The sequence below is a fragment of the Pseudoroseomonas sp. WGS1072 genome (assembly GCF_049340465.1).
Lineage (GTDB): Bacteria > Pseudomonadota > Alphaproteobacteria > Acetobacterales > Acetobacteraceae > Pseudoroseomonas.
Genome location: NZ_JBMPSU010000007.1, coordinates 1 through 21344, shown reverse-complemented (window position 1 = coordinate 21344; position 21344 = coordinate 1). Strand labels below are relative to the sequence as shown.

General features: G+C 64.5%; 19 protein-coding genes. 13 read left to right on the top strand and 6 right to left on the bottom strand.

The genetic code is table 11. From position 1 onward, the window contains the following. The first annotated feature begins 82 nt into the window (after positions 1-82). Positions 83-817 (top strand): response regulator transcription factor, encoded by a 735-nt coding sequence (locus ACF3NH_RS22200; RefSeq protein ID WP_198368236.1) that lies wholly within the window; start codon positions 83-85, stop codon positions 815-817. Positions 818-1057: 240 nt separating this feature from the next. Here the strand turns inward: ACF3NH_RS22200 and ACF3NH_RS22195 are convergent, their stop codons facing one another. The 3 genes from ACF3NH_RS22195 to ACF3NH_RS22185 all read right to left on the bottom strand — a co-directional run bounded on the left by ACF3NH_RS22195 (position 1058) and on the right by ACF3NH_RS22185 (position 2828). Then, positions 1058-1369 carry a hypothetical protein gene (locus tag ACF3NH_RS22195; RefSeq protein ID WP_422926098.1) on the bottom strand — a complete coding sequence of 104 codons (312 nt, stop codon included), beginning with the start codon at positions 1367-1369 and terminating at the stop codon, positions 1058-1060. Continuing rightward, a complete protein-coding gene (locus ACF3NH_RS22190) occupies positions 1356-1994 on the bottom strand; it encodes a nucleotide-binding protein (RefSeq protein ID WP_422926096.1) in 639 nt (212 codons plus the stop codon). Before ACF3NH_RS22190 ends, ACF3NH_RS22195 begins: the two co-directional genes overlap by 14 nt. A gap of 72 nt (positions 1995-2066) precedes the next feature. Further along, positions 2067-2828: a recombinase family protein gene (locus ACF3NH_RS22185; protein WP_422926094.1), complete on the bottom strand. Its 762-nt coding sequence runs from the start codon at positions 2826-2828 to the stop codon at positions 2067-2069. A 402-nt stretch (positions 2829-3230) separates the two neighbouring features. Here ACF3NH_RS22185 and ACF3NH_RS22180 point away from each other — a divergent pair, with 402 nt between their 5' ends. Beyond that, positions 3231-3947: a sugar transferase gene (locus ACF3NH_RS22180; protein ID WP_198368232.1), complete on the top strand. Its 717-nt coding sequence runs from the start codon at positions 3231-3233 to the stop codon at positions 3945-3947. A 156-nt stretch (positions 3948-4103) separates the two neighbouring features. After that, positions 4104-5603, top strand: a complete 1500-nt coding sequence (locus ACF3NH_RS22175) for a lipopolysaccharide biosynthesis protein (RefSeq protein ID WP_198368231.1) — start codon at positions 4104-4106, stop codon at positions 5601-5603. Between the two features lie 29 nt (positions 5604-5632). Here ACF3NH_RS22175 and ACF3NH_RS22170 read toward each other — a convergent pair whose 3' ends face one another. Continuing rightward, positions 5633-6646 carry a glycosyltransferase family 2 protein gene (locus ACF3NH_RS22170; RefSeq protein WP_422926091.1) on the bottom strand — a complete coding sequence of 338 codons (1014 nt, stop codon included), beginning with the start codon at positions 6644-6646 and terminating at the stop codon, positions 5633-5635. 523 nt (positions 6647-7169) lie between these two features. After that, positions 7170-8078 carry a glycosyltransferase family 2 protein gene (locus ACF3NH_RS22165; protein ID WP_422926089.1) on the bottom strand — a complete coding sequence of 303 codons (909 nt, stop codon included), beginning with the start codon at positions 8076-8078 and terminating at the stop codon, positions 7170-7172. 367 nt (positions 8079-8445) lie between these two features. Between ACF3NH_RS22165 and rfbF the strand changes: the two genes are divergently transcribed. The 7 genes from rfbF to ACF3NH_RS22130 all read left to right on the top strand — a co-directional run bounded on the left by rfbF (position 8446) and on the right by ACF3NH_RS22130 (position 15720). Next, positions 8446-9222 (top strand): glucose-1-phosphate cytidylyltransferase, encoded by a 777-nt coding sequence (gene rfbF / locus ACF3NH_RS22160; protein ID WP_422926087.1) that lies wholly within the window; start codon positions 8446-8448, stop codon positions 9220-9222. A 7-nt stretch (positions 9223-9229) separates the two neighbouring features. Continuing rightward, positions 9230-10291 carry an NAD-dependent epimerase/dehydratase family protein gene (locus ACF3NH_RS22155; protein WP_198368228.1) on the top strand — a complete coding sequence of 354 codons (1062 nt, stop codon included), beginning with the start codon at positions 9230-9232 and terminating at the stop codon, positions 10289-10291. Continuing rightward, positions 10288-10854: a dTDP-4-dehydrorhamnose 3,5-epimerase gene (gene rfbC / locus ACF3NH_RS22150; protein ID WP_422926085.1), complete on the top strand. Its 567-nt coding sequence runs from the start codon at positions 10288-10290 to the stop codon at positions 10852-10854. Before ACF3NH_RS22155 ends, rfbC begins: the two co-directional genes overlap by 4 nt. A gap of 17 nt (positions 10855-10871) precedes the next feature. Continuing rightward, entirely contained in the window at positions 10872-12158 is a 1287-nt protein-coding gene (locus ACF3NH_RS22145) for an NAD(P)H-dependent oxidoreductase (protein ID WP_232477473.1), read from the top strand. Positions 12159-12578: 420 nt separating this feature from the next. Continuing rightward, positions 12579-13463 (top strand): replication protein RepA, encoded by an 885-nt coding sequence (locus ACF3NH_RS22140; protein ID WP_232477472.1) that lies wholly within the window; start codon positions 12579-12581, stop codon positions 13461-13463. 188 nt (positions 13464-13651) lie between these two features. Next, positions 13652-15013 (top strand): outer membrane beta-barrel protein, encoded by a 1362-nt coding sequence (locus tag ACF3NH_RS22135; RefSeq protein WP_422926082.1) that lies wholly within the window; start codon positions 13652-13654, stop codon positions 15011-15013. A 161-nt stretch (positions 15014-15174) separates the two neighbouring features. Beyond that, entirely contained in the window at positions 15175-15720 is a 546-nt protein-coding gene (locus tag ACF3NH_RS22130) for a polysaccharide biosynthesis/export family protein (protein WP_232477471.1), read from the top strand. 111 nt (positions 15721-15831) lie between these two features. Here ACF3NH_RS22130 and ACF3NH_RS22125 read toward each other — a convergent pair whose 3' ends face one another. Next, positions 15832-18009, bottom strand: a complete 2178-nt coding sequence (locus ACF3NH_RS22125; RefSeq protein ID WP_422926080.1) for a GumC family protein — start codon at positions 18007-18009, stop codon at positions 15832-15834. 543 nt (positions 18010-18552) lie between these two features. Here ACF3NH_RS22125 and ACF3NH_RS22120 point away from each other — a divergent pair. The 3 genes from ACF3NH_RS22120 to ACF3NH_RS22110 all read left to right on the top strand — a co-directional run. Further along, positions 18553-19878: a hypothetical protein gene (locus tag ACF3NH_RS22120; protein WP_198368222.1), complete on the top strand. Its 1326-nt coding sequence runs from the start codon at positions 18553-18555 to the stop codon at positions 19876-19878. Positions 19879-19919: 41 nt separating this feature from the next. Continuing rightward, on the top strand, positions 19920-20762 hold the full coding sequence (locus ACF3NH_RS22115) for an aldo/keto reductase (protein WP_422926077.1): 843 nt from the start codon (positions 19920-19922) through the stop codon (positions 20760-20762). Continuing rightward, the coding region (locus ACF3NH_RS22110; protein WP_422926075.1) for an FAD-dependent oxidoreductase at positions 20759-21344 on the top strand (586 nt) is incomplete at its 3' end. The genes ACF3NH_RS22115 and ACF3NH_RS22110, both read left to right, overlap by 4 nt.

Below are 21344 nucleotides of genomic sequence, written 5' to 3'. Positions count from 1 at the left end.
TCACCCTAAAGTGAATTTCCTTTACACCAGATATAGAATCCGCGCATGTGTACACGCATCGGTTGCATAATTGGGTGACAGCATGCGCGTGCTTCTGGTCGAGGAAAAAGGCGGTCACTCCCTTGAGACCAAATCCTTCCTCGGAAAGGCATCCATCCTGGTGGAGCAGGTCAGCGGTGGAGAGGAAGCTCTGGAGATGCTTCGTCTCTACGAGCACGATCTGATCCTGATCGGCCCGGCGCTCTCCGATATGACCGGGACAGAAGCACTGAGGAAGTTGCGCGAGGCTCAGCTCCGGACGCCTGCGCTCCTGCTCATGGCGCCTCAGAATGCGCAGGAGAAGCTTCATGCCTTCGCGCTCGGCGCGGATGATGTGCTGATGGCGCCTTTCGATCCTGCCGAGCTTCTGGCACGGATCCAGGCGATCATTCGGCGCTCGAAGGGTCATAGCCAATCGACGCTGAAGATTGGTCCGCTCTCGCTTTGCCTGGTGTCCCAGACCGTCACGGTGTCCGGCGCAAGCATCAGCCTGACCGGCAAGGAGTATGCGATCCTGGAGCTGCTGGCCTTGCGCAAGGGGTCGGTGCTGACCAAGCAGATCTTTCTCGACCATCTTTATGGCGGTCTCGACGAACCCGAGATGAAGATCATCGACGTCTTTGTCTGCAATCTGCGCAAGAAGCTCGCTCGCGCCGGTGCGGCCAATCTGATCGAGACGGTCTGGGGGCGAGGCTATGCCCTGCGGGAACATGGTGCCATGAAGCCGCACGGCCAGGCGGCCGGCTTCGCTGCGGTGTATCAGCAGGCTGTCGCCTAGAAAGGTCAGAACCTCATGAGGTCATGAGGTGGGATCCACCAGATGAATGCCGGGAATGGCTGGCGGGCTTCGAAAGCCTGAGAGTTCTGATCTTCCAGGCCCTGGGCGAACTTGTTTCGGTATCCCTGTGGACGCCGCGGAGAGCCGAATTCCTCCGTCAAGGGCCTCCGAGGGCGGGAGAGCGCGGCACGGTCAGTCCCCTACAGCCTTTGAACCTATGAAGGTTTACAGTAAGTAAGGTCATGACCTTTTCCGGCCACTGGGCACGTTGGCCGAAACGCCGGTCAGGGGAGGCAGGCCGCGCCTGGCCAGGAGCAGGTTCCATGCCTCATGTCCAAGCTTCTGCAGGCTGAGGCCGGTATCGAGGCTGAGCTGTCGCAGGCGGTGACGATCCTCCGGCGTGACCAGCATATTGACGGGAACAATGACGGGACCGGACAGGCGGGGAGCGGCCGCGGCATCGGTCTCCGCCGGCGGCGATACCCTCTCATCCTCCTCGATGGAGGACATGACCTCAGCGAGGGACCGGCCTTTCCTGTTAGTCCGGGTCATGGGCAGTGTCCTGAATCCAGTTCCAGATGGCACACAGCTCCGCATGGGCATCGCGCGCCGCGGCGCCCTTCATCTCCCCCACGCCCCGGCCTTCCAGCGAGGCGTCGAGATAGATGGCGCGGTCGCCCACATGGATCGGGCAGACCGGCACCGGATAGCGTGACAGGGCCGCCTTGGCGTCCCGCGCGCGCATCTCATTCTTGGCGGCGTTGATGACCAGGACGGCACGCCGGTCCAGGCGGCGAAGAATACGCAGCGTCTCCCCGACCGCTTCCAGATCGTCCGAAGAGGGACGGACAGGAACGATAACCAGATTCGCCACCCGCGCCGCTTCCGCCTCCGGTTCGGTGACCGCCGGGCGCGTGTCGATGAAGACGCTTCCTTCCTGCCGGCCAAGGGCTTTCGCCGCCATGGTCAGGCTGGTGTTGCCGAGGTCCAGCAGATCCGGCTCGGCCGGGGTGGGCTGAAGCATCTGTCGCCGCTGCCACCACTTGCCGGATGTGGCCTGCGGATCGCGGTCGATCAGCAGGCTGCGGCCGGATTCACCGGCCAGGACTGCCAGTTGCCTGGCCAGCATGCTTTTGCCAGCGCCCCCCTTCTGGCTGATCAAGGCATAGATGCGCAACGGTTCACCTTCACTGCCGGAAACCTGAAGAGGACAGGACCTTATGACCTTATAAGGTTCTCTCCTTTGATCCTATCGCCTGAGCGCCTCCTCCCGCAACAGCCGGATCCTTCGGACCTGGGTGGCGGACCAGAGGCCGCGCCCCGTCGGCGTGGGGATGCCGCGCGCATTGAGCGCCTGCGCCTGGGCCTGCAGGCTGGTGGCGCCCGCTTGCCGCCCTTCCTCCAGATAGGGCCAGATCTCCGCCGCCCGAAGCGAGGCCTGCCGGCTCCGGGCCTGAGCGGCATGCCGCGCCGTTTCAGCTGTTCCGGGCCTCAGCTGAGGGTTGCCCAGCCGGACACCGCGCGCCTTGGCGACGGCGAGGGCCGCCCGTGTGCGCTGCGAAATCAGGCCCGCTTCCAACTCTGCCACCGCGGCCATCTGGGTCAGCATGAACTTGCCCACCGGCCCGGGGGGGAGGGCAGGGAGATCGCAGAAGGCGACGCCAGCCTCCCCCGCACCCTCGACCACTTCCAGAAGGAAACGGACGTTCCGGGTCAGCCGATCAAGTTTGGCAATCAGGAGCGTGGCCTTCTGGCGACGGCAACTGGCCATGGCCATGGCCAGTTGCGGCCGATCGTTCCTGCGGCCGCTTTCCACCTCCTCAAACTCCTCCAGCACCTGCCCACCGGTCATGGCCAGATGGCGCGCCACAGATTCGCGCTGCGCCTGCAATCCCAGCCGGGTCTGGCCCTGCCGTTCCGTGGAGACCCGCAGATAGACAACGAAGCGGGGAGCGCCGTCCCTTTCCGGCCCGATTTTACGATGCCAAACCAAGGTTTGATGGTCTGTCATGACGCTAGGGCCATCAAAAGCTCCCGACGCGCGCTTTCGCGGAAGTGTGGTTTCAAAAGCTTACTCTCATGGTTTATAAGCGCCGCAGCATAGCCGCTCTGAGACGATGACGGCTTATGTGCAGACTCATGGCCCAACAGGCGAGCACAGCCTGACCAGCAGCCCAGGGACGGAATCTCCTGCCACCGCGGACCAAGGGATCAGAACACGCAGAGAACACAACTTTAGCGTGTATACAAAAAGCGCGAATGTCTTGAATTGGCTGTGGGACTCTCAGAACACAAACTGTTGAGAGACATTCCAGCAATAAATTCAAAATTAATCTTCATGCCGCGGGCTCTGTGTGTATTTTGAGACGTAAGCGTTTGAATGCCGCTGGCCGCTTGTAACCGGAGTTGCGCCATGACTCATACGAATTGGCCACACAATATTCGTATGCAGAACTCGACAGAGCTGCATATTGATCATGCCGAGTCCTATGGTCTGGCCAAGTCAATCAGCCCAAGCTGGCATTATTCTGCCAAGCGTTTCCTTGATATCATTCTGTCGTCTTTTGCAATTATTGTCCTTTCGCCAGCATTCCTGCTGATTGCGCTCGCAGTCTGTCTGGATGGTGGTCCGGCGGTGTTTGGCCATTCGCGGGTCGGCAAGGGGGGGCGAAGCTTTCGTTGCCTGAAGTTCCGCAGCATGGTCCCCAATGCGGCGGCCGTGCTGCAAGATCTGCTGGTGAACAATCCGGAAGCCGCTCAGATGTGGGCGACCTCCCGGAAGCTGCCGCGCGATCCGCGCGTCACGCGGATTGGGAAGTTCCTTCGCGCGACCAGCCTGGATGAGTTGCCCCAGCTCTTCAACGTGCTGCGGGGGGAGATGAGTCTGGTGGGCCCCCGCCCGGTGGTGCAGGAGGAGTTGACGGACCATTATGGCGTTGCCGCGGTCTGCTATCTCGCCGTCCGTCCGGGCATCACGGGTCTGTGGCAGATCAGCGGCCGTAGCGACACCACTTATGCCGAGCGCGTTGCCCTCGACTGCCGTTACGTGCGCGAGTTCTCCCTCTGGCAGGATCTGCGGATCCTGCTGCAGACCGTGCCTGCGGTCTTGGTCCGGCGCGGCGCCTACTAGAGCGGCGTCCGGCCGGACAACTTGTTCTGATCGAGGCTTGCCCTGGTCGCAGGACTGCCCGCAGAGGGCATGCCGCGGCCCTGTGGCTGTTCGAGATGCCTGCAGGTTTCGCAACCGGCGGAAGCAGCACGGCGTGAAGGGTGCTGAGGGCCTGTCATGATTGCGCGCAATGTGCTTGCCAACCTCTCCGGTATGGCCGTCTCCCTCGCCGTGCAGGCAGGCATCGCTTTCGGCGGCTACCGTCTGGCAGGGGCCGAGCAATATGGCCTGATTGGCTTCTTCGCGGTTCTGCTGACGGCGGCTGCCATCTTCGATGCTGGCCTCGGCCAGACGGTGACGCGTCTGGTAGCGCGAAACCAGGTTGAGAACCCTTCCGGGACCGGCAGCCTGGTCTTCAACTTCACGCTGATCTACACAGGACTTGCCGTCGTCCTGGCTCTGGCCATCTGGCTGCTTTCGCCATGGATCGCCGCCTATTGGCTACGGCCGCAGCATATCACCCCTGGCGAAGTGCAGTGGGCCATCACCCTGATGGGTGTCGGCATCGCTGTCCAACGGCTGCGCGGCATCTTCCAGGCGACGCTGGAAGGGCTGGAGCGGCAGGTTCTGTGCAATCTCCTCCTGATCGGCACAGGCCTCCTGCGCCTCGGCCTCGGGCTCGGCGCGCTCGCCTTCGTCGCCCCGACGGCAGAAGCCTTTTTCTGGAGCCAGATCGCGGCCAGCCTGGTGGAGACGACATCCTTCGCGATCGCAGTTGGCCGCAACGTTCCATCTTCCTTCGGCCGGCAGCGTCTGGAGATGGATCTGATCTGGCGCACCATGCGCTTCGCCGTGGCGAACATGGCTTCCGCGGCCACCGGAACGATGGTGCAGATTGCCGACTCCCTGGTGATCAGCGCTGTCCTGCCGCTGTCGGTCTTCGGGACCTACTCGCTGGTCGCCACCATGTGCTCCGCCATGGTGCGGCTGACCACGCCATTGATCACCGCCGCCTTTCCCCGCATGTCAGCCTATGTCAGTGCCGAGCGTGGTGCCGAGTTGCGGGAGTTGTTCTTCTCGATCTCGCAGGCAACCTTCGTGCTGATGCTGACGGCCACGGGGGCCCTGGTTTTCTTCGGCGGCGCCTTTCTGGAGCTGTTGAGCGGCAACCCGTCCGCCGGGCGTGACTTCGCGCCGGTCCTGGCGATCCTGGCCATCGCCTATGCGCTGGGCGGTCTGTGCCGCCCCTCCCATGCGCTTCAGATGGCGGAAGGCGATCCCGTGACCGCCTTGAAGATCAACCTGATCTGCGGCGCCTTCTATCTGCCCGCCATCCTGCTGCTGACGCCCCTCTATGGCGTTGTCCTGCCGGCGGTCTGCCTGGCCGCCACCAATCTGCTGGCCTTCTTTCTGTTCACCCGGACCGCTTTCCGCCAAAGGCTGCGTGGCCAGGCGCTGCATTGGGTCAGTGTCAGCGTCCTGCCCCAATTGCTCGTCATTGCGGTCTGCTATGAGCTGGCAAGGCTGCCTCTGGAGGCCTTCGCGTCCTTGCCGGCGCGCCTCATCACGGCCGTTGCGGCCTCTGGCATCGCGCTGCTGGCCGGCGTCCTGGCCAGCAATGCCTTGCGCCCCCATCTGCTGGCCTTGCCGCGCCGGATGACCGGCCAGCAGGCCTGAGAGTCCGTTTGAGAATGGCCGCCTGTTGATCAGGATTGCGGTTGCCGGCGCAGGGCGCCTTTGTGGCGGAACAGGCTGCGCAGGAATCCCCATCCCCAGGCCAGATGCATCGTCATCGCGGCGGGGCCGGCGGCCAGCAACGAGGCCTTGCCGGTGCGCCACGCCATCCAGGCCCCCCATCCCAGGCAAAGGCCGGCATAGGCGAGGGGCAGGAGAAGAGCGGCCGGAAACCAGGGGGCGATGAGCAGCCCCATCACACTCCCCAGCAAGGCGATGACGGGCGCCATCTGCCGCGGCTTGGGTGTCAGGTGATGCTTGACCAGGGTTCGCGCCCTGCCGCCGCCATGCCGCATATACTGCCGGGCCAGGGACAGAAGGTCCTTGCGCGGAAAGTACGTGATCGGAGCCTCGGCGCAGAGCCAGATGCGACCACCGGCTGCGATCGCCCGATGGTCCAACTCCGCATCCTCGTTGTGGGTGAAGCTTTCGTCGTAGCCTCCGATGGACAGGAAGAAGTCACGGTCAAAGGCTGCATGATGCCCGTGTTCGACCCACTGCGACGCCGGTCGGATGCGGTGGGCCGAGCCGCCATTTCCGAAGCGGCTGTTCTGCGCCGCGGCGATGGCCTCCTGCATGGCGCCATTTCCGGCGGTGATCATGGGCACCACCACCGAGGTCGCCCGCTGCTCCTGAAGTGCAATGACGACGCGTTGCAGGAAGTCAGCCGGATACCAGGCATGGGCATCGGCGCGGAGCAGGATCCTGCTTTCGGGCGATGCGACACGGGCGGCCAGATTGACGGCGGCGGATTGCAGGCGGGCAGGGTTGTGAAGCAGGCGGATGTGCGGATGCTTCCGCTGCATCTCCTCAACGATTTCGCAGGTGCGATCCGTGCTACCGCCGTCGAGAACCAGGATTTCGCCCTGCTGCGGATCCAGTTGGACCAGAAGGGAGGAAAGACAGGCGGTGATATAGTGTTCTTCATTCAGGACGGGGACAGCGATGCTGACAAAGGGACGTCCCGTCCCCGATGGGCTGTGCATTACGCCCTGGCTCCTGCATGAAAATGGTCACGTCAAACCAATGCAGACGCCACTTTACAAGGCCTTCCTCAGGAAATTAAGGCCGCTTCTTCAAGAAAGTACAGGAAGGAGCGCCGAAACTACCTGAAGAAGAACCCGAATATCCCTGCCCATATCAGCAAGGAGAAGGCGAAGCCGATCAAGATCCCTCTTGCGGGCGAGGATTCGGATTCCGCCGTACCTTCCAGGTCCGGGAAGTTTACTTCCAGGCTATGACTCTGATTCTGCCGCGTCAGCTGGGTAGGCGACTGCGATATCAGCGACATGATCCCGCCTCTTTCATATCGAGATCTTCATACGGGGATATTGGCAGCGGCCAGGGGTTTTCACCCCGGCAATTGCACTTCTCGCATGAATATCTCGAGGAAAGACAGTAGCGCCGACGGAGCATATCAGGAAGAAGATTCGACCATTTGGCGAGTGGTATAAATCGTAAGCCTACCCTTGGTTTAAGCCGAGCTTGTAACAGGTCCAATAGGAGGAGTTAGCCGCTGATCTCCAGCCGCCCGGGCTTGCGCAGACGAAGCCTGCTCCTTTCCAGGGCGGAGAGACCTTTGACCAGCGGCGCCACGGCCGGAACGCGGTACTTCGCATACATCAGGGATTGAATCATGTTCCGGCGAAGCACCCGGGCGCGGCAGGCCTGCCACAATTCCGGCGGCAGCTTTCGCCGCAGAACCTGCATCATCCCCAGGTGCGGCATCCAGCGGTGCAGGCGGCGCGGCTCCTTGCGGACCAGGGTCCGATGATAGTGGTCCTCGCTGTGATCCTCGCGCGCCAGCAGAATTTCCGGCAACTCGAGATGCTCACCCTCGAGCAGGTTGAGGGCCATGACGATCCAGTCATAGCCGAAGACATCGATATCCTCGGGGAAGCTGCGCTTCAGCGGCTCAGTGCGGAAGACACCATAGAAGCGGGATACCTCGCCAGGATCCCAGAAGAAGCGGACCAGGCGCTCCCGGGCATCGCCCTGCAGCGGGTAGGTGCCGTTGGAGAGGGCGCGGCTGCCGTCCACGGAGACCATGGCGACCCGGGAGGTGCTGGCCACGGCCCCGGGATTTGCCAGAAGGTTCTGCAGGTTGCGCTCGGCGAATTCGGGCTCCCAGATGTCGTCATGGCAGGCCCACATGAAATAGGGCGTATCGGCCTGCATGAGGACAAAGCGGAAGTTGCCGCAAATTCCCAGGTTCTTTTCCTGAGCATGAACGATGACACGGGGGTCGCGCTCGGCATAGGCGCGGCAGATCTCGAGCGTGTCATCGGTCGAGCAATTGTCGGAAATGACCAACTTGATGTCGCTATGGGTCTGCGCCAGCAAGGAATCAATCGCGACCCTGATCTGATCACCCCCGTTGCGGACGGGCATACCGATGGTGATCTGAGTCTTGTCCATGCTGCTGCTCATCGTTGTACCCAGGTAGGCCCGGGTGGAAGGGGCGAGACCGAAGTCCTTATAACTTACTCTCTCTCGCTTTTTTGCGACGCATACAAGCGAAAGGCGAATGCATTTTCGGGATTGTGAAGCCGGTAAGGGAAACGAGCCGCCAGCTTGGCCGCCACCCCAAGGAGGAGCCGGCCAGGGCGGCGTGGAACGCACCAATCTCAACATTGTCATTTTAAATAAAAAAGCTTTTTTGCAATTTTTACGCATCGCGTCGTGAGCTGTACAAATTTGTACGCGCGCCGCAGATTTGGGCAACCTCTCCGGGTCGCAGATCCTGTGGCTCCTCAACCTTCCTGTGGTCGCAAGGGCGTCGAAGATGAAAGCGGTAATCCTGGCTGGCGGACTGGGTACTCGGCTCGCGGAAGAGACCAGCATCAGGCCAAAGCCAATGGTTGAGATCGGCGGGCGCCCGATCCTTTGGCATATCATGAAAATCTACAGCGCTCATGGCATCAATGATTTCATTGTCTGCCTCGGATACCGCGGGAACGTCATCAAAGAGTATTTTAAAAACTATTTCATGTATATGTCTGATGTCACCTTCGACTTCGAGAGGAACTCCATGGAGGTGCACAACGCCCGGGCGGAACCCTGGCGTGTGACGCTGGTCGAAACGGGCGAGAACAGCATGACCGGTGGCCGGATCAAGCGGATCCTGCCCTATGTGACCAATGAGGAAGCCTTCTGCCTGACCTATGGCGATGGTGTCGGCGATGTCGATATCACCGCGACCATCGCGTTGCACAAGCAGGAAGGCCGCCTGGCGACGCTGACGGCGACCCAGCCCGCCGGTCGCTTCGGCGCCCTCAGCCTGGAAGGCAACCGCGTCAAGGCCTTCAAGGAGAAGATCCAGGGCGATGGCGGCTTCATCAATGGCGGTTATTTCGTGCTGAGCCCGAAGGTTGGCGAGTATATCGAGGGCGACGACACGGTCTGGGAGGACGCGCCGATCGAGCGCCTGGTGGCTGACAACCAGATGTCGGTCTATCAGCATCACGGTTTCTGGCATCCGATGGACACAATTCGCGACCGCAGTCATCTGGAAGGCCTCTGGGCCTCTGGCAAGGCTCCCTGGCGCGTGTGGAAGGGCTGAACACCCAATGCGTATCCTGATCACCGGCAATATGGGCTATGTCGGCCCCGTCGTCGTGGCGCGTCTGCGCGAGACATTTCCGGAAGCCTATCTCGTCGGCCATGATACCGGCTGGTTCGGCCATTGCCTGACCACCCGCGATCCGCTGCCCGAAACCCTGCTGAATGAGCAGCGCTTCGGCGATGTCCGCGACATCACCACGGAAGATCTGCGGGGCTTCGATGCGGTGGTGCATCTGGCCGCCATTTCGAACGATCCGATGGGGCAGCGCTTCGAGGCGGTGACGGACGAGATCAACCACCGAGCCAGCGTCAAGGTCGCCAAGGCGGCGGCGGAAGCCGGTGTCGGCCATTTCGTCTTCGCCTCGAGCTGCAGCGTCTATGGCTTTGCCTCCGAGGGCCGCGCCCGGGTGGAGAGCGACACGCTCAACCCCCTGACGGCCTATGCCCGGTCCAAGATCGCGACCGAGGACTCCCTCCGCGCGCTCGACAACAGCGGCATGGTCATCAGCTGCCTGCGCTTCGCGACCGCCTGCGGCATGTCGCCGCGGCTGCGTCTGGACCTGGTGCTGAATGATTTCGTCGCCGGCGCCCTGGCCAATGGCGAAGTCAGCGTGCTCAGCGATGGCACGCCCTGGCGGCCGCTGATCCATGTGCGCGACATGGCGCGAGCCATCGAATGGGCCGTGCAGCGCTCGCCGGACAATGGCGGCAAGTTCCTGACCGTCAATGTCGGCTCGGCACGCTGGAATTATCAGGTGCGGGATCTGGCGGAGGCGGTTGGCCGGGCTCTTCCGGAGGCCAAGGTTTCCATCGCGACCGAGGCGCCCCCGGACAAGCGCTCCTACAAGGTCGACTTCTCGCTTTACGCGGAACTCGCCCCGGACCATCAGCCGCAGGAGACGCTGGACGGCGCCATCGCCGAATTGCGGGACCGGCTGAAGGAGCAGGGCTTCGCCGATCGCGACTACCGCAAGTCGCCGGCCATCCGCCTGGTGACGCTGGAGCGGCACATCAATTCCGGCTCGGTGAACGAGAATCTGGAGCAGCGTCACCGGGTGCCGGCATGATCTTCAGCAAGACCCCGCTGCAGGACGCCTATGTGATCGAGATCGAGCCGCGGCACGACGACCGCGGCTTCTTCGCCCGGGCCTTCTGCGAGGACGAGTTCGCCAAAGCGGGGCTGGTCAGCCGCTACGCTCAGGTGAACAACTCCCTGAGCCTCCGCAAGGGTACGCTGCGCGGCATGCATTACCAGCTTCCGCCGGCCGCGGAGGTGAAGCTGGTGCGCTGCCTTCAGGGTGCGCTGTTCGACGTCATCGTCGATCTGCGCCCCGGCTCACCCAGCGAGGGGAAGTGGTTCGGCGTCGAGCTGAGCGCCGAGAACCGCAAGATGCTCTATGTCCCCCGGGGCTTCGCGCATGGTTTCATCACCCTGCGCGACAACACCGAAGCCTTCTACATGGTCAGCGACCCTTATATGCCCGGCGGTGAGCGTGGCCTGCGCTACAACGATCCGCATCTCGGCATCGAGTGGCCGCTGCAGCCGGAGATCGCCTCCGAGAAGGACCTCAACTGGCCGGCCTTCGATCCCGACTTCCACAGGGTCGAGCAACTGCGCGGCCTGCGCTAGGCGCTGAGAGAACCATCATGATCTATGACAGGCTGCTGCGGCAGCGCGAGGCTTCCGGCAAGCCGGTCCTGGTCGGCATGTTCGGGGCCGGCTTCATGGCCAAGGGCGTCACCAACCAGATCGTCAACTCGGTCCCGGGCATGACGCTGGCGGTGATCTGCAATCGCAGCCTCGACAAGGCCCGCCTGGCCTTCGAGCAGGCCGGCGTCACCGATATCGCGGTGGTGGAGACCGATGATGCCCTGGCCGATTGCATCCGCCAGGGCCGGGCCGCCATCACCCAGGATCCGCTGCTGCTCTGCCGCAATCCGGACCTGGATTGCCTGATCGATGCCACCGGCGCCATCGAATACGGCGCCGCCATCACCCTGGCGGCCATCGAGAACCGCAAGCACATGGTCTCGATGAATGCCGAGCTCGATGCGACGGTCGGGCCCCTGCTCAAGCGCAAGGCCGATGCGGCGGGTGTCATCTTCACGGGCTGCGACGGCGACCAGCCCGGCGTGCAGATGAATCTCTACCGCTTCGTGGTTTCCATCGGCCTGACGCCGCTGGTTTGCGGCAATATCAAGGGGCTGCAGGATCCCTACCGCAATCCGACCACCCAGGCCGGCTTTGCCGCCCAATGGGGGCAGGATCCCTACATGGTGACCAGCTTCGCGGATGGCACCAAGATCAGCTTCGAGCAGGCGATCGTCGCCAATGCCACGGGCATGACGGTGGCCCGGCGCGGCATGATCGGCCTCAACCATGCCGGCCATGTCGATGAACTGACCAAGTCCTATGACATCGACATGCTGCGGGAAAAGGGGGGCGTCGTCGACTATGTCGTCGGCAGCAAGCCGGGCCCTGGCGTCTATGTCCTGGCCACGCATGACGATCCCAAGCAGAAGCACTACCTGAACCTGTACAAGCTGGGCACTGGGCCACTCTACAGTTTCTACACGCCCTATCACCTCTGCCATTTCGAGGTGCCGCTTTCCGTGGCGCGAGTCGTGCTGTGCCAGGATCCGGTCATCCAGCCGATCGATGGCCCCCGCGTCGATGTCATCACCACCGCCAAGATCAATCTGAAGGCGGGCGAGACGATCGATGCCCTGGGCGGCTACATGAGTTACGGCCAGTGCGAAGATTACGCGACCTCGCGCCGTGAGGGTTTGCTGCCGATGGGTTTGGCCTTCGGCTGTACGCTGAAGCGCGATGTCCCGAAGGATGCGGTGCTGACTTATGACGACGTCGAGATTCCGGAAGGCCGGATGATCGATCGGCTGCGCTCCGAGCAGGACGCGCTCTACGCGGCCTGACGACGTCGCCGGGCGCTGTCGAGAACATTCAGGGCGCGGCTCCGAAGGGGCCGCGCCCTTCGGTTTTCCGGGGCCGGTAGGCCATGCCCGATTCGCCCACATTGTCCCGGGGGGATAACTCCGACCCTTCCGGGCGGTCAGGAATTATCCACAGGACAAGGCATCTATCCCAGGGGGTTAACTCCGGGAATTGGGGGGTTAACTCCGAAAAGCGGGCTTATCCCGGGGGGATAACTCCGGATTCAACTAATAAGAATCTACTAGTTAACTACATAGAGACCGGAGTTATCCCCCCATTGACGGCAGCCTTCCTCTCCCGGCAACTAGGGCCAAGCTTTGGCAGAGAGGGCCATGCAGGAAGATGCAGCGCATGGTGTACGCCACTTGGTCCTACTCCATGGCAGGGATCAGGCACGCGCCATGGTCCCTCCGGAGCGCAAGGCCCTGGTGGATATCGCTGCGGAGGTCCTGGCTGATGATGCCAGCCGCATTGGGATTACTTATACGGGCTTCTGCCTGACATCCCTGCCCCACAAGCGGCTCCCCGATGACAGCGCCTGGGAGAAGCGGGGGCACCGCGTCACACTGCTGGTGGAGCCCGGTCGTCTCAGGCTGGCCCGTGGCGCGCCGAAACTGCATGGCGTCCCGTATGGCGCCAGAGCCAGGATGATCCTGCTCTACCTGCAGACCCAGGCCGCCAGGACAAACAGCCGCGAGGTCGAGCTGGGCCGCTCTATGCGGGATTGGCTGGGTCGCATGGGTCTTTCCTGGGGCGGCGAGACGGGCAAGGCATTGCGCGAGCAGGCGGCGCGGATCGCCGCTTGCAGCCTGAAATTCTTCTGGGAGGGTGAGGGCACGGAAGGCTGGGCGGCAGGCCGCTTCGTGCGTTCCGGCCTGCGCTTCTCGGAGCAGGGCGAGGATCTCCGTCAGACCGAGATGTGGGATGACCGCGTGGTTCTTGATGAGGTTTTCTTCGATGCCATGCGCCAGCATCCGGTGCCGTTGCAGGAGACCGCATTGCGCGAACTCGGCAATCGCAGCGCCAGCCTCGATCTCTACATCTGGCTCGCCTACAGGCTGCACACGCTACGCGGTCCGACGCCAGTGCGCTGGACCGCCCTGAGGGATCAGTTTGGCTCCAGCTATTCAGAACTGCATACCTTCAAGAGAGATTTCAGGAAGTCCCTTGCTCCTGCTGTCGCGGCCTATCCGGAAGCGCGGGTGGAACTGACTGATGAAGGTGTCCTCCTGCATCCGTCGCGACCGCCCGTTTCGCAAAGACTGGTCAGCGTGGCCCGGAGTTAACCCCCCAGTCGCATGGCGCGCAAAGGCATTGAGCGGCCGTCGGCAAGGTGCGTGCAGAAAAGCAACGGTTGTATCGACACTCTCGCGGGACGTGCGGCAAAGGCTTGATCCGGTGGGTTTTCATGGGACAATCCCATGCCGCATGCATAGGGATGCGGGAGAGAACGAGATTGGGTAGGGCCCTCTGAATGCGTCTGCAGAAGAAGAACGTCGCCGGCAGGAAGGCAGACACTGCCGCCCCTTCTCTCCGGCCCTTCCCATCATGGCGTGCCTCCTGTCTGCACGGTCTGGTGGCTCTCGCCATTCCGGCCGCAATGGCTGGAATGGCCGCGCCTGCTCACGCCCAATCGGCCCCTGAGCCACCGCAGACCATGAGCCCGCAGGACACCCAGCGTGGCGTCACCGTCCGGTCCCGGCCGCGGCCCGATTACGATCCGGCTGGCGTGCGCCTCTCCGGCTTTCGCCTCGACGGCGCGGTGGAGGCCGGCGTGGGCTATGACGACAACGTGCAGCCCGGCACGGGCGAGGACGTGGAAGACGGCTTCTTCGCGCAGACCGTCAATGTCTCGGCCAACAGCTTCTGGACGCGGCATGCGCTGGGCCTGACCGCCTCGCAATCGAGCCGGCAGCACTTCAGCAACAGCAATCAGAACTGGAACGACTTCAGCGTCGGCATCGCCGGCCGCTACGATATCGGCCGGGCCTCATCTCTGCGAGCCAGCTACACGCACACCCGCTCGCATCTCGAGGTGGACAATTTCGACGTGCAGGCCGGCGGCCTGAACGAGCCCATCCCCTATGACAGCGACATCTTCCTGGTCGGTGGCACCGCGGCCTTCAATCGCCTGGCCCTGACCGGCACCGCGGAATATAGGACCATTCGCTATGAGAATTCGGACGTCAACGGCGTCCGCGTTTTCAACAATGTCAATGACTACGACACGATCCTAGGCGAGGTCCAGGCGGCTTACAGCATTGTCGAGGGCCGCGAGATCCTGACCCTGGTCCGCCTGCAGGACATCAACTACCAGCAGTCCGGCCAGAGCGGGCGGGATTCCTTCACCTGGGAGGTTCAGGCCGGTATCAATTACGACCTGACAGGCCTCTGGCAGGCCCGCCTGCTGGCCGGCTACCGTGAACGGACCTATGATTCCCCGACATTGAAGACGTTGAGCGGGCCAGCATTCGAAGGCCAGCTGACCTATCTGCCGACGCAGCTGACCACGGCGACCCTGGCGGTTTCGCGCACCATCGAGGAATCCATCCGCGCCAGCAACGTCAGCTATACGCGCACCCAGGGACGGCTCACCGTCGACCATGAGCTTCTGCGCAACGTCATCGTCACCGGTGAGCTGCGGGCCGAGCATCGCGACTATCCGCAGCAGGGCAATGTCACCGACGGCATTGTCCTGGTCGGCGCGCAATGGCTGCTGAACCGCAACATGTCGGTGCTCGCCAGCTATCAGCACACGGAGCGCCTTTCGGCGCCGGATGGCGCGCGCGAATACGGGATCAACCAGTTTCAAGTCAGGCTGCGCTTCGCCTTGTAGTCGCGGGGCCTCGAGCGTGGCCGCTTCAATGTGACGTGCGTTCACCGGCGTGACAGTCTTTGATACAGTGTCATGCTTTTCTCAAGAATTCTCTATTCCGGGAGTGCCCCATGTCTCGCCCTGCTTTCTTGACTGCCGCTGGCCCTCGTGCGCTGCGCGGAATGGTGCTGGGCCTGTCGCTGCTGGTGGCCGCCTGCGCCACGCCCGGCGCCAACCTGCCGCCGCTGCCGGAGACCACGGCGGGCGCCTATAGGCTCGGGGCGGGCGACCAGCTGCGCGTCACGGTCTTCAACGATCCACGCCTGACTGGCGAGTTTCGCATCACCGATACCGGCACCGTGGCGCTGCCGCTGGTCGGCGCCATTCCGGTGGCCGGGCTGACGACCACCCAGGCCGAAACGGCGATCGCGCGCAGCATGCGCAGCCGCAACCTGTTCAACGACCCCTCGGTCGCGGTCGAGGTCCAGGAATACCGTCCGATCTTCGTGCTGGGCATGGTCGAGCGTGGCGGCCAGACTCCCTACCAGCCCGGCATGACGGTCCTCTCCGCCGTGGCCGTGGTGGGCGGCTTCAACTATCGCGCCGTCACCGATTACGTCTCCATCACCCGCCTGGGCGAGGATGGCGTCGCGCGGGAGTTCCGCGGCGACCGCCAGTCGGTGCTGCAGCCGGGCGATGTGGTGACCGTCTTCGAGCGCCGCTTCTGACACCATGGATGCCGCCGGGTTTAAACCCGGCGGCCTTCACATCGGCCACGAAAAACCCCGGAACCTTTCGGTTCCGGGGTTTTCCATGCGCGAACGGCAGGCGTTCCGGGATCAGGCGCCGGGCGCCGGCAGCCGCTTCAGGTCGGGCGAGGCGCTCTTGGCATAGCCCTCGTAATAGCCCAGCGGGTCCAGACGGCCCGGCCGCACCCGGGTCAGCACGGTCGCCATGCGGGCCCGCATCGAGCGCGGCAGGCGGCGCATCGCCTCCATCACCACGGTGCGGGAGGTGCGCTCCCAGCCGACAGCGAAGAGCACGGCGTCGCTGTGCTGGGCCAACACCACGGCATCGGCCACACGCATGATCGGCGGGCTGTCCAGGATCACCAGATGGTATTCGCGGCGGGCCCGGTTGATCAGCTCGGCGAACTGGCGGGATTCGATCAGCGCCTGCGGATGCGGCGAGGAACGGTCCGAGAGCAGGGTGTGCAGGCCCGAGCGCTCATCCACCTGCACCGCATCCTCGAAGCGCGTCTCGCCCGAGAGGACAGCCTCGATGCTGCGGCCGGCCCAGGGGGCGCCGAAGGTCGAGGACATCTGCGGGCGGCGCATGTCGGTCTCCAGCAGCAGCACCCGCAGCCCGTCGGCGGCGGATAGCCGCGCCAGCGAGGCCGCGACGGTGCTCTTGCCGTCGCCGATGGCCGAGGAGGTGACCAGCACCGTATTGGCCGGCCCGCCGCCGGCGACCGACTGCATGGTCAGCCGCAGGGCACGCAGCGTCTCGGCGATGCCGGACTGGCTCTGATCGAGCACCAGGGCCGGCATGCGCCGGCGGCGGCCGCGGCCGAGCGCCGGCAGGCTGCCGGCGTTCTGCACGCCCGTCAGCGAGACCAGATCCTGCACCGTGCTGATCGTGCCATGGGCCATGCGGCGCAGGACCAGGATGCCGGCGAGCAGGAAGAAGCCGATGAAGGCGCTGAAGGCGGCGACCACGGAGGCTGGCGGGCCGTTCGGACGGAAGGGCTCCACCGCCGGCGAGATCACGCGCGCCGCGGGGAACTGCGCCGAGGCCAGGCGGGTCTGCTCGGTGCGGGTCAGGAAGGCCTGGTAGATCTGCCGCTTGGCATCGGCCTCGCGCGTCAGTTGCGCCAGAACGACCTCGTTCTCGGCGCCGCTGCGGGCCGTGGTCATCGAGCTGTTCAGTTGCTCCTGGGCATCGGACAGGCGGGCGCGGGCGGCGTCCACCTCGCGGCGGAGCGAGGAGACGATCTTGCCGGTCTCGTTGCCAATCTGCCGCTGGATGTCGCGCAGCTCGGCCTCCACGGCCAGGCGCTCGGGATGCCGCGCGCCCAGTCGCTGGGCCAGGATGGCGGCGCGCTGGCCGATCTCCGCCTCGCGGTCGCGCAGGCTCTGGATCACCAGAGAGCCCAGCACCTCGCTGGAGGCGCTGCCCCGCTGGCCGGAGCGCAGCGCGCTGTCGAGCGCGGCCTGGGCGCGGGAGAGTTCCTGACGCGCCATCGCGACGCGGGCCTGCTGCTCGTTCATCTGCAGGGTGCTGACCGAGCCCTGGGAGGTCTCCAGCAGGCCGGTCTCGCGGCGGAAGGCCTGAATCCTCTGATCCGCCTCCTCGACCTCGCGGCGCAGCGTCTCCAGCCTGGAGGTCAGCCACTCATTGGCCTGCAGGGTGGTGTCCCGTTTCGCCGCCACCTCGAGTTCGATGTAGCGGTTCATCAGCGTGTTCACGACCTTCGCGGCCTCGTCCGGGAAGGGCGAGGAGAAGCGGACGGCGACGACATTGCTGTTGGCGGCGGTGCCGATCGAGAGGTAGCGCTGCAGATTCTCGACCGCCAGGCTCATGCTGTCGACCGGGCGGTCGGCCAGAGCGGGGTCGGTGCTCTCGCCCAGCAGGGCGATGCGCCAGGCGTCGATATCGGCGGCGACACCCCGCAGCCAGGCGCCGACCGGGGCGAAGAGGGCGGCGAGGCCACGGCTGGGCGGCTCCGGCGCATTCTCGAGGCCGAGGTCGCGAACCACCTGCTCGGCCAGGCGGCGCGAGCGCAGGATATCCGCCTCCGTGGTGATGCGCTGCAGGCCGGGCGTATTGAGGGAAGCCGCCTGGTTGAGCTCGGGAATGCTCTGATCCCGGCTTTCGACCAGCAGCAGACCCTCGCTCGAATAGCGGATCGGCAGCGACTTGGTGATCACGAAGCCCAGCAGGCCAGTGATGACGGCGGCAGTGGCCAAGGCCAGCTTGCGTCGCCAGAGAAGGCTCAGAAGGTCTGTCAGGCGCATACGTTCTGCCTCATGAAGGCCACATCAGAAACTTAAGGGTGCCAGCCCTTGGGCATCGGCGAGGCGCCGGAAGAGGCGACGAGCTCTGGCCACCAGGTGCATCTTTCCATAACCACGAGCCTCGCGATTGTCCAAATAATCGTGCATTGCTCACATAAAAGTGGCTCGCGGTTGAGAAAATGCACCATTAAGAGGATCAGTAGACCATTTTCTGGTGTATTCACACCGACGGTGCTCGTCGCCACCCCGTCGGATACTTCTGACGCCTGCCTGGAGGTGGCATGCTCTCGCTCTGGGCGCCGTCCTCTGGGCTCCGTTCGCTTCGGGGGAAGTTCGCCATGGCCTCGTCTGCTCCTGCCCGCCTCGCCGGTTGTTCCCCCTCCGGCACGGCCCTGGGTCAGGCTTGGCTCCCGATACCGGCCTGCTGTAGGACACCGCCATGGGATTTGGGAGGTTTCGTAAACCTCTCTTCGCGGTGCAGCAAGCAGAGCGGAAGCCGCGCTCAGGCCTTTCCGTCGTTTTCTCTGGCTGTGTGAGCTGATCATGATGTCGCCCCTGCGGCTGGACGCTTCGGAGCCAGTCTTCCCAACCGGGCCTGCCCTGTCGTTCGGCGAGGAGCCGGAACAGGCGGCCTCGCGAGAGACGGCGGAGGCCGCCTTCGTCCGGCGCTGCCTGATGGTCGCGCTCTTCGCCTCGATCTTCCTGCAGCGCTTCGGGCTGCCGGCAGGCGACGACAGCATCGCCCTGAACCTGATCGTGACCCTGGTGGTCATGCTGCTTCTGGCCTTGCGCGGCGCCTTCGTGCTCGATCCGGTCCGGACGGCGATGTTCTTCGTCCTGGCCACGGTGGTTTCGCTCAGCCTGGCGATGAATGCGGGCGCCGCCTCGGTGCCCTCCATGGCCTTGATGCTCATTATCTATGCGCCCTTCATCTTCTCGCTGCGCTCCCCGGAGGGCGTGCTGGAGGGCTGCGTCCGGGCCTTTCAGAAGATGGTTCTGGTCTGCGCGGTCCTGGGTGTGGCGCAGTATGTGGCGCAGTTCTTCATGAATTCGGCGGATCTTTTCACCTTCAGCAACATTGTTCCGAAGGAATTCCTGCTGCCGAACTTCAACACGGCCAATCCCCTGACCTGGGATTCGCCCTACTTCAAAAGCAATGGCTTCTTCCTGCTCGAACCATCGACGTTCTCCCAGTATCTGGCGATTGCCATCATTCTGGAGCTGCTGTTCTTCGGTGCCACCTGGCGCCTGCTGCTCTATTTCATCGCCTTGCCCACCTCCTATTCCGGCACCGGCCTGATCCTGTTGCTGTTCCTGCTGCCCTGGGTGCTGCTGCATCGTCGGGCCTATGGCGCCATCGCGGCCATGGCGGCGGTGGGTGTCCTGGCCCTGGTCACGGGCGGCTTGTGGAACGCCGATGCCTTGCTCAACCGGATCAACGAGTTCGGCAGCGACAATTCCAGCGCCACGGCCCGCTTCATCGCCGGCGCCTGGCTGATCGGCCAGTTCCTGCTCTCCTCGGCGCAGGATGTTCTCTTCGGCCTGGGGCCGGGCTCCTATGCTCAGCATGCCAAGCTGGTGCCCTACGAGGCGCATGATCCGGCCTGGGCCAAGATCCTGTTCGAGTATGGCCTGCTGGGCTCGGCGGTCTTCTGGCCGTTCTTCCTGACCGCCCTGTTCCGGGCCAGCCCCTCGGGCTGGATCAGCACCGCGATGCTGATCGGCTACATGACCTTCGGCGGCATGCTGCTCGACCCCCGGCTGCAGATCCTGATCCTGATCTTCTGCGTCCTGCCCAAGCGGCCGGCGGCGGTTCAGGATTCCACGCCGCCCGGTTGGGCGCCCCTTAGCACCAGGCCTGCCCTATGACCTTGAGTCTGCCCGTGACCTCCCTGGGCGATCGTAGCGGCTTGTCCGCCTCTATCCTCGGCCTCGGTTGCAGCCGCCTCGGATCGACCCTGAGCGGTTGCGGCGGGGCAGCGGCCGAGGCCCTGCTTCGCCATGCGCTGGATGCCGGCGTGACGCTCTTCGACACCGCCAATATCTATGGCCAGGGCGAGAGCGAGCGGCTGATCGGCCGCGCCCTGGCGGGGCGGCGGGATGAGGTGACCATCGTCACCAAGGCCGGCCAGCGCTTCACCGCCACGCAGCGTGTCGTTGCCCTGGCCAAGTCGCCGCTGCGCCAACTGGTCCACCGCCTGCCTGGCCTGCGGGGCGCCATCGCCAGCCGGCGGGCCGCGCCGCTGCCGCGCGACTACTCCTCGGCGCATCTGCAAGGTGCGGTCGAGGCCAGCCTGCGGCGCCTGCGCATCGAGCGGATCGATCTCTTCCTGCTGCACAGCCCCTCGGCCGAGGCCATCCGCCAGGGCGCGCCCTTCGAGTTGCTCGACCGCCTGGTGCAGGCCGGCAAGCTGCGCGCCTGGGGCATCTCCTGCGATGACGGCGCGGCGGCCCGGGAGGCGCTGCGCCTGCCCTCGGTCGCGGCCCTGCAACTGCCCCTGGACGTGGCCCAGGCCATGCGCCCGGCCCTGACGCAGGCTGCGGGCCAGGGTATCGGCCTGATGCTGCGCGAAATCTTCGCGGGACAGGCGGGCGATGCCGCGGCCCGCGCAGCGGCCCTGCGGGCGGCCTTGCAGTTCGAACGGTCCGTGGCGCTGGTCGGCACCACCTCGGCCCGGCACCTGGATGAGGCCGTGGAGGCGGCCCGCTCCATCACCTCGCCGCCCTCGCGGCCCCTGGAGACCTCGGCATGATCCTCGACGCCTTATCCCTGACTCCCGGTGTGGAGTTGGAGGCGGATCTCTGCATCGTCGGAGGTGGCGCGGCCGGCCTCTCCCTGGCCAGCGCGCTGGAGGGGAGCGGCCTGTCCGTGCTGGTGCTGGAGGCCGGTGGCCGCAAGTTCGACGCCGCGGCACAGGAAGGGCTGAACGGCGAGGTCGCCGAAGGCTCGTCGCATTCCCCGCCGCACATGTACCGCCGCCGCGTGCTGGGCGGCGCCACGGCCATCTGGGGAGGGCGCTGCGTGCCCTATGACCCGATCGACCTGGAGCGGCGCCCCTGGGTGCCGATGAGCGGCTGGCCGATCGCTTGGAGGGATCTGGCCGCCTACTATCCCCGGGCGCAGGAGCTGTGCGAGGCCGGGGCCTATGCCTATGACGTGTCGGAGGCGCTTGGTCCCGCCGCGCCGCCGACCATCGAGGGCTTCAGCGATCCCGATATCGTCGCCTCGCGGCTGGAGCGCTTCAGCCGGCCCACCGACTTCGGCAAGTCCACCTTCGCCCGCCTCGCCGCCGCGCCCGCGGTCCGCATCCTGCTGAACGCCCAGGCGCTCCGTC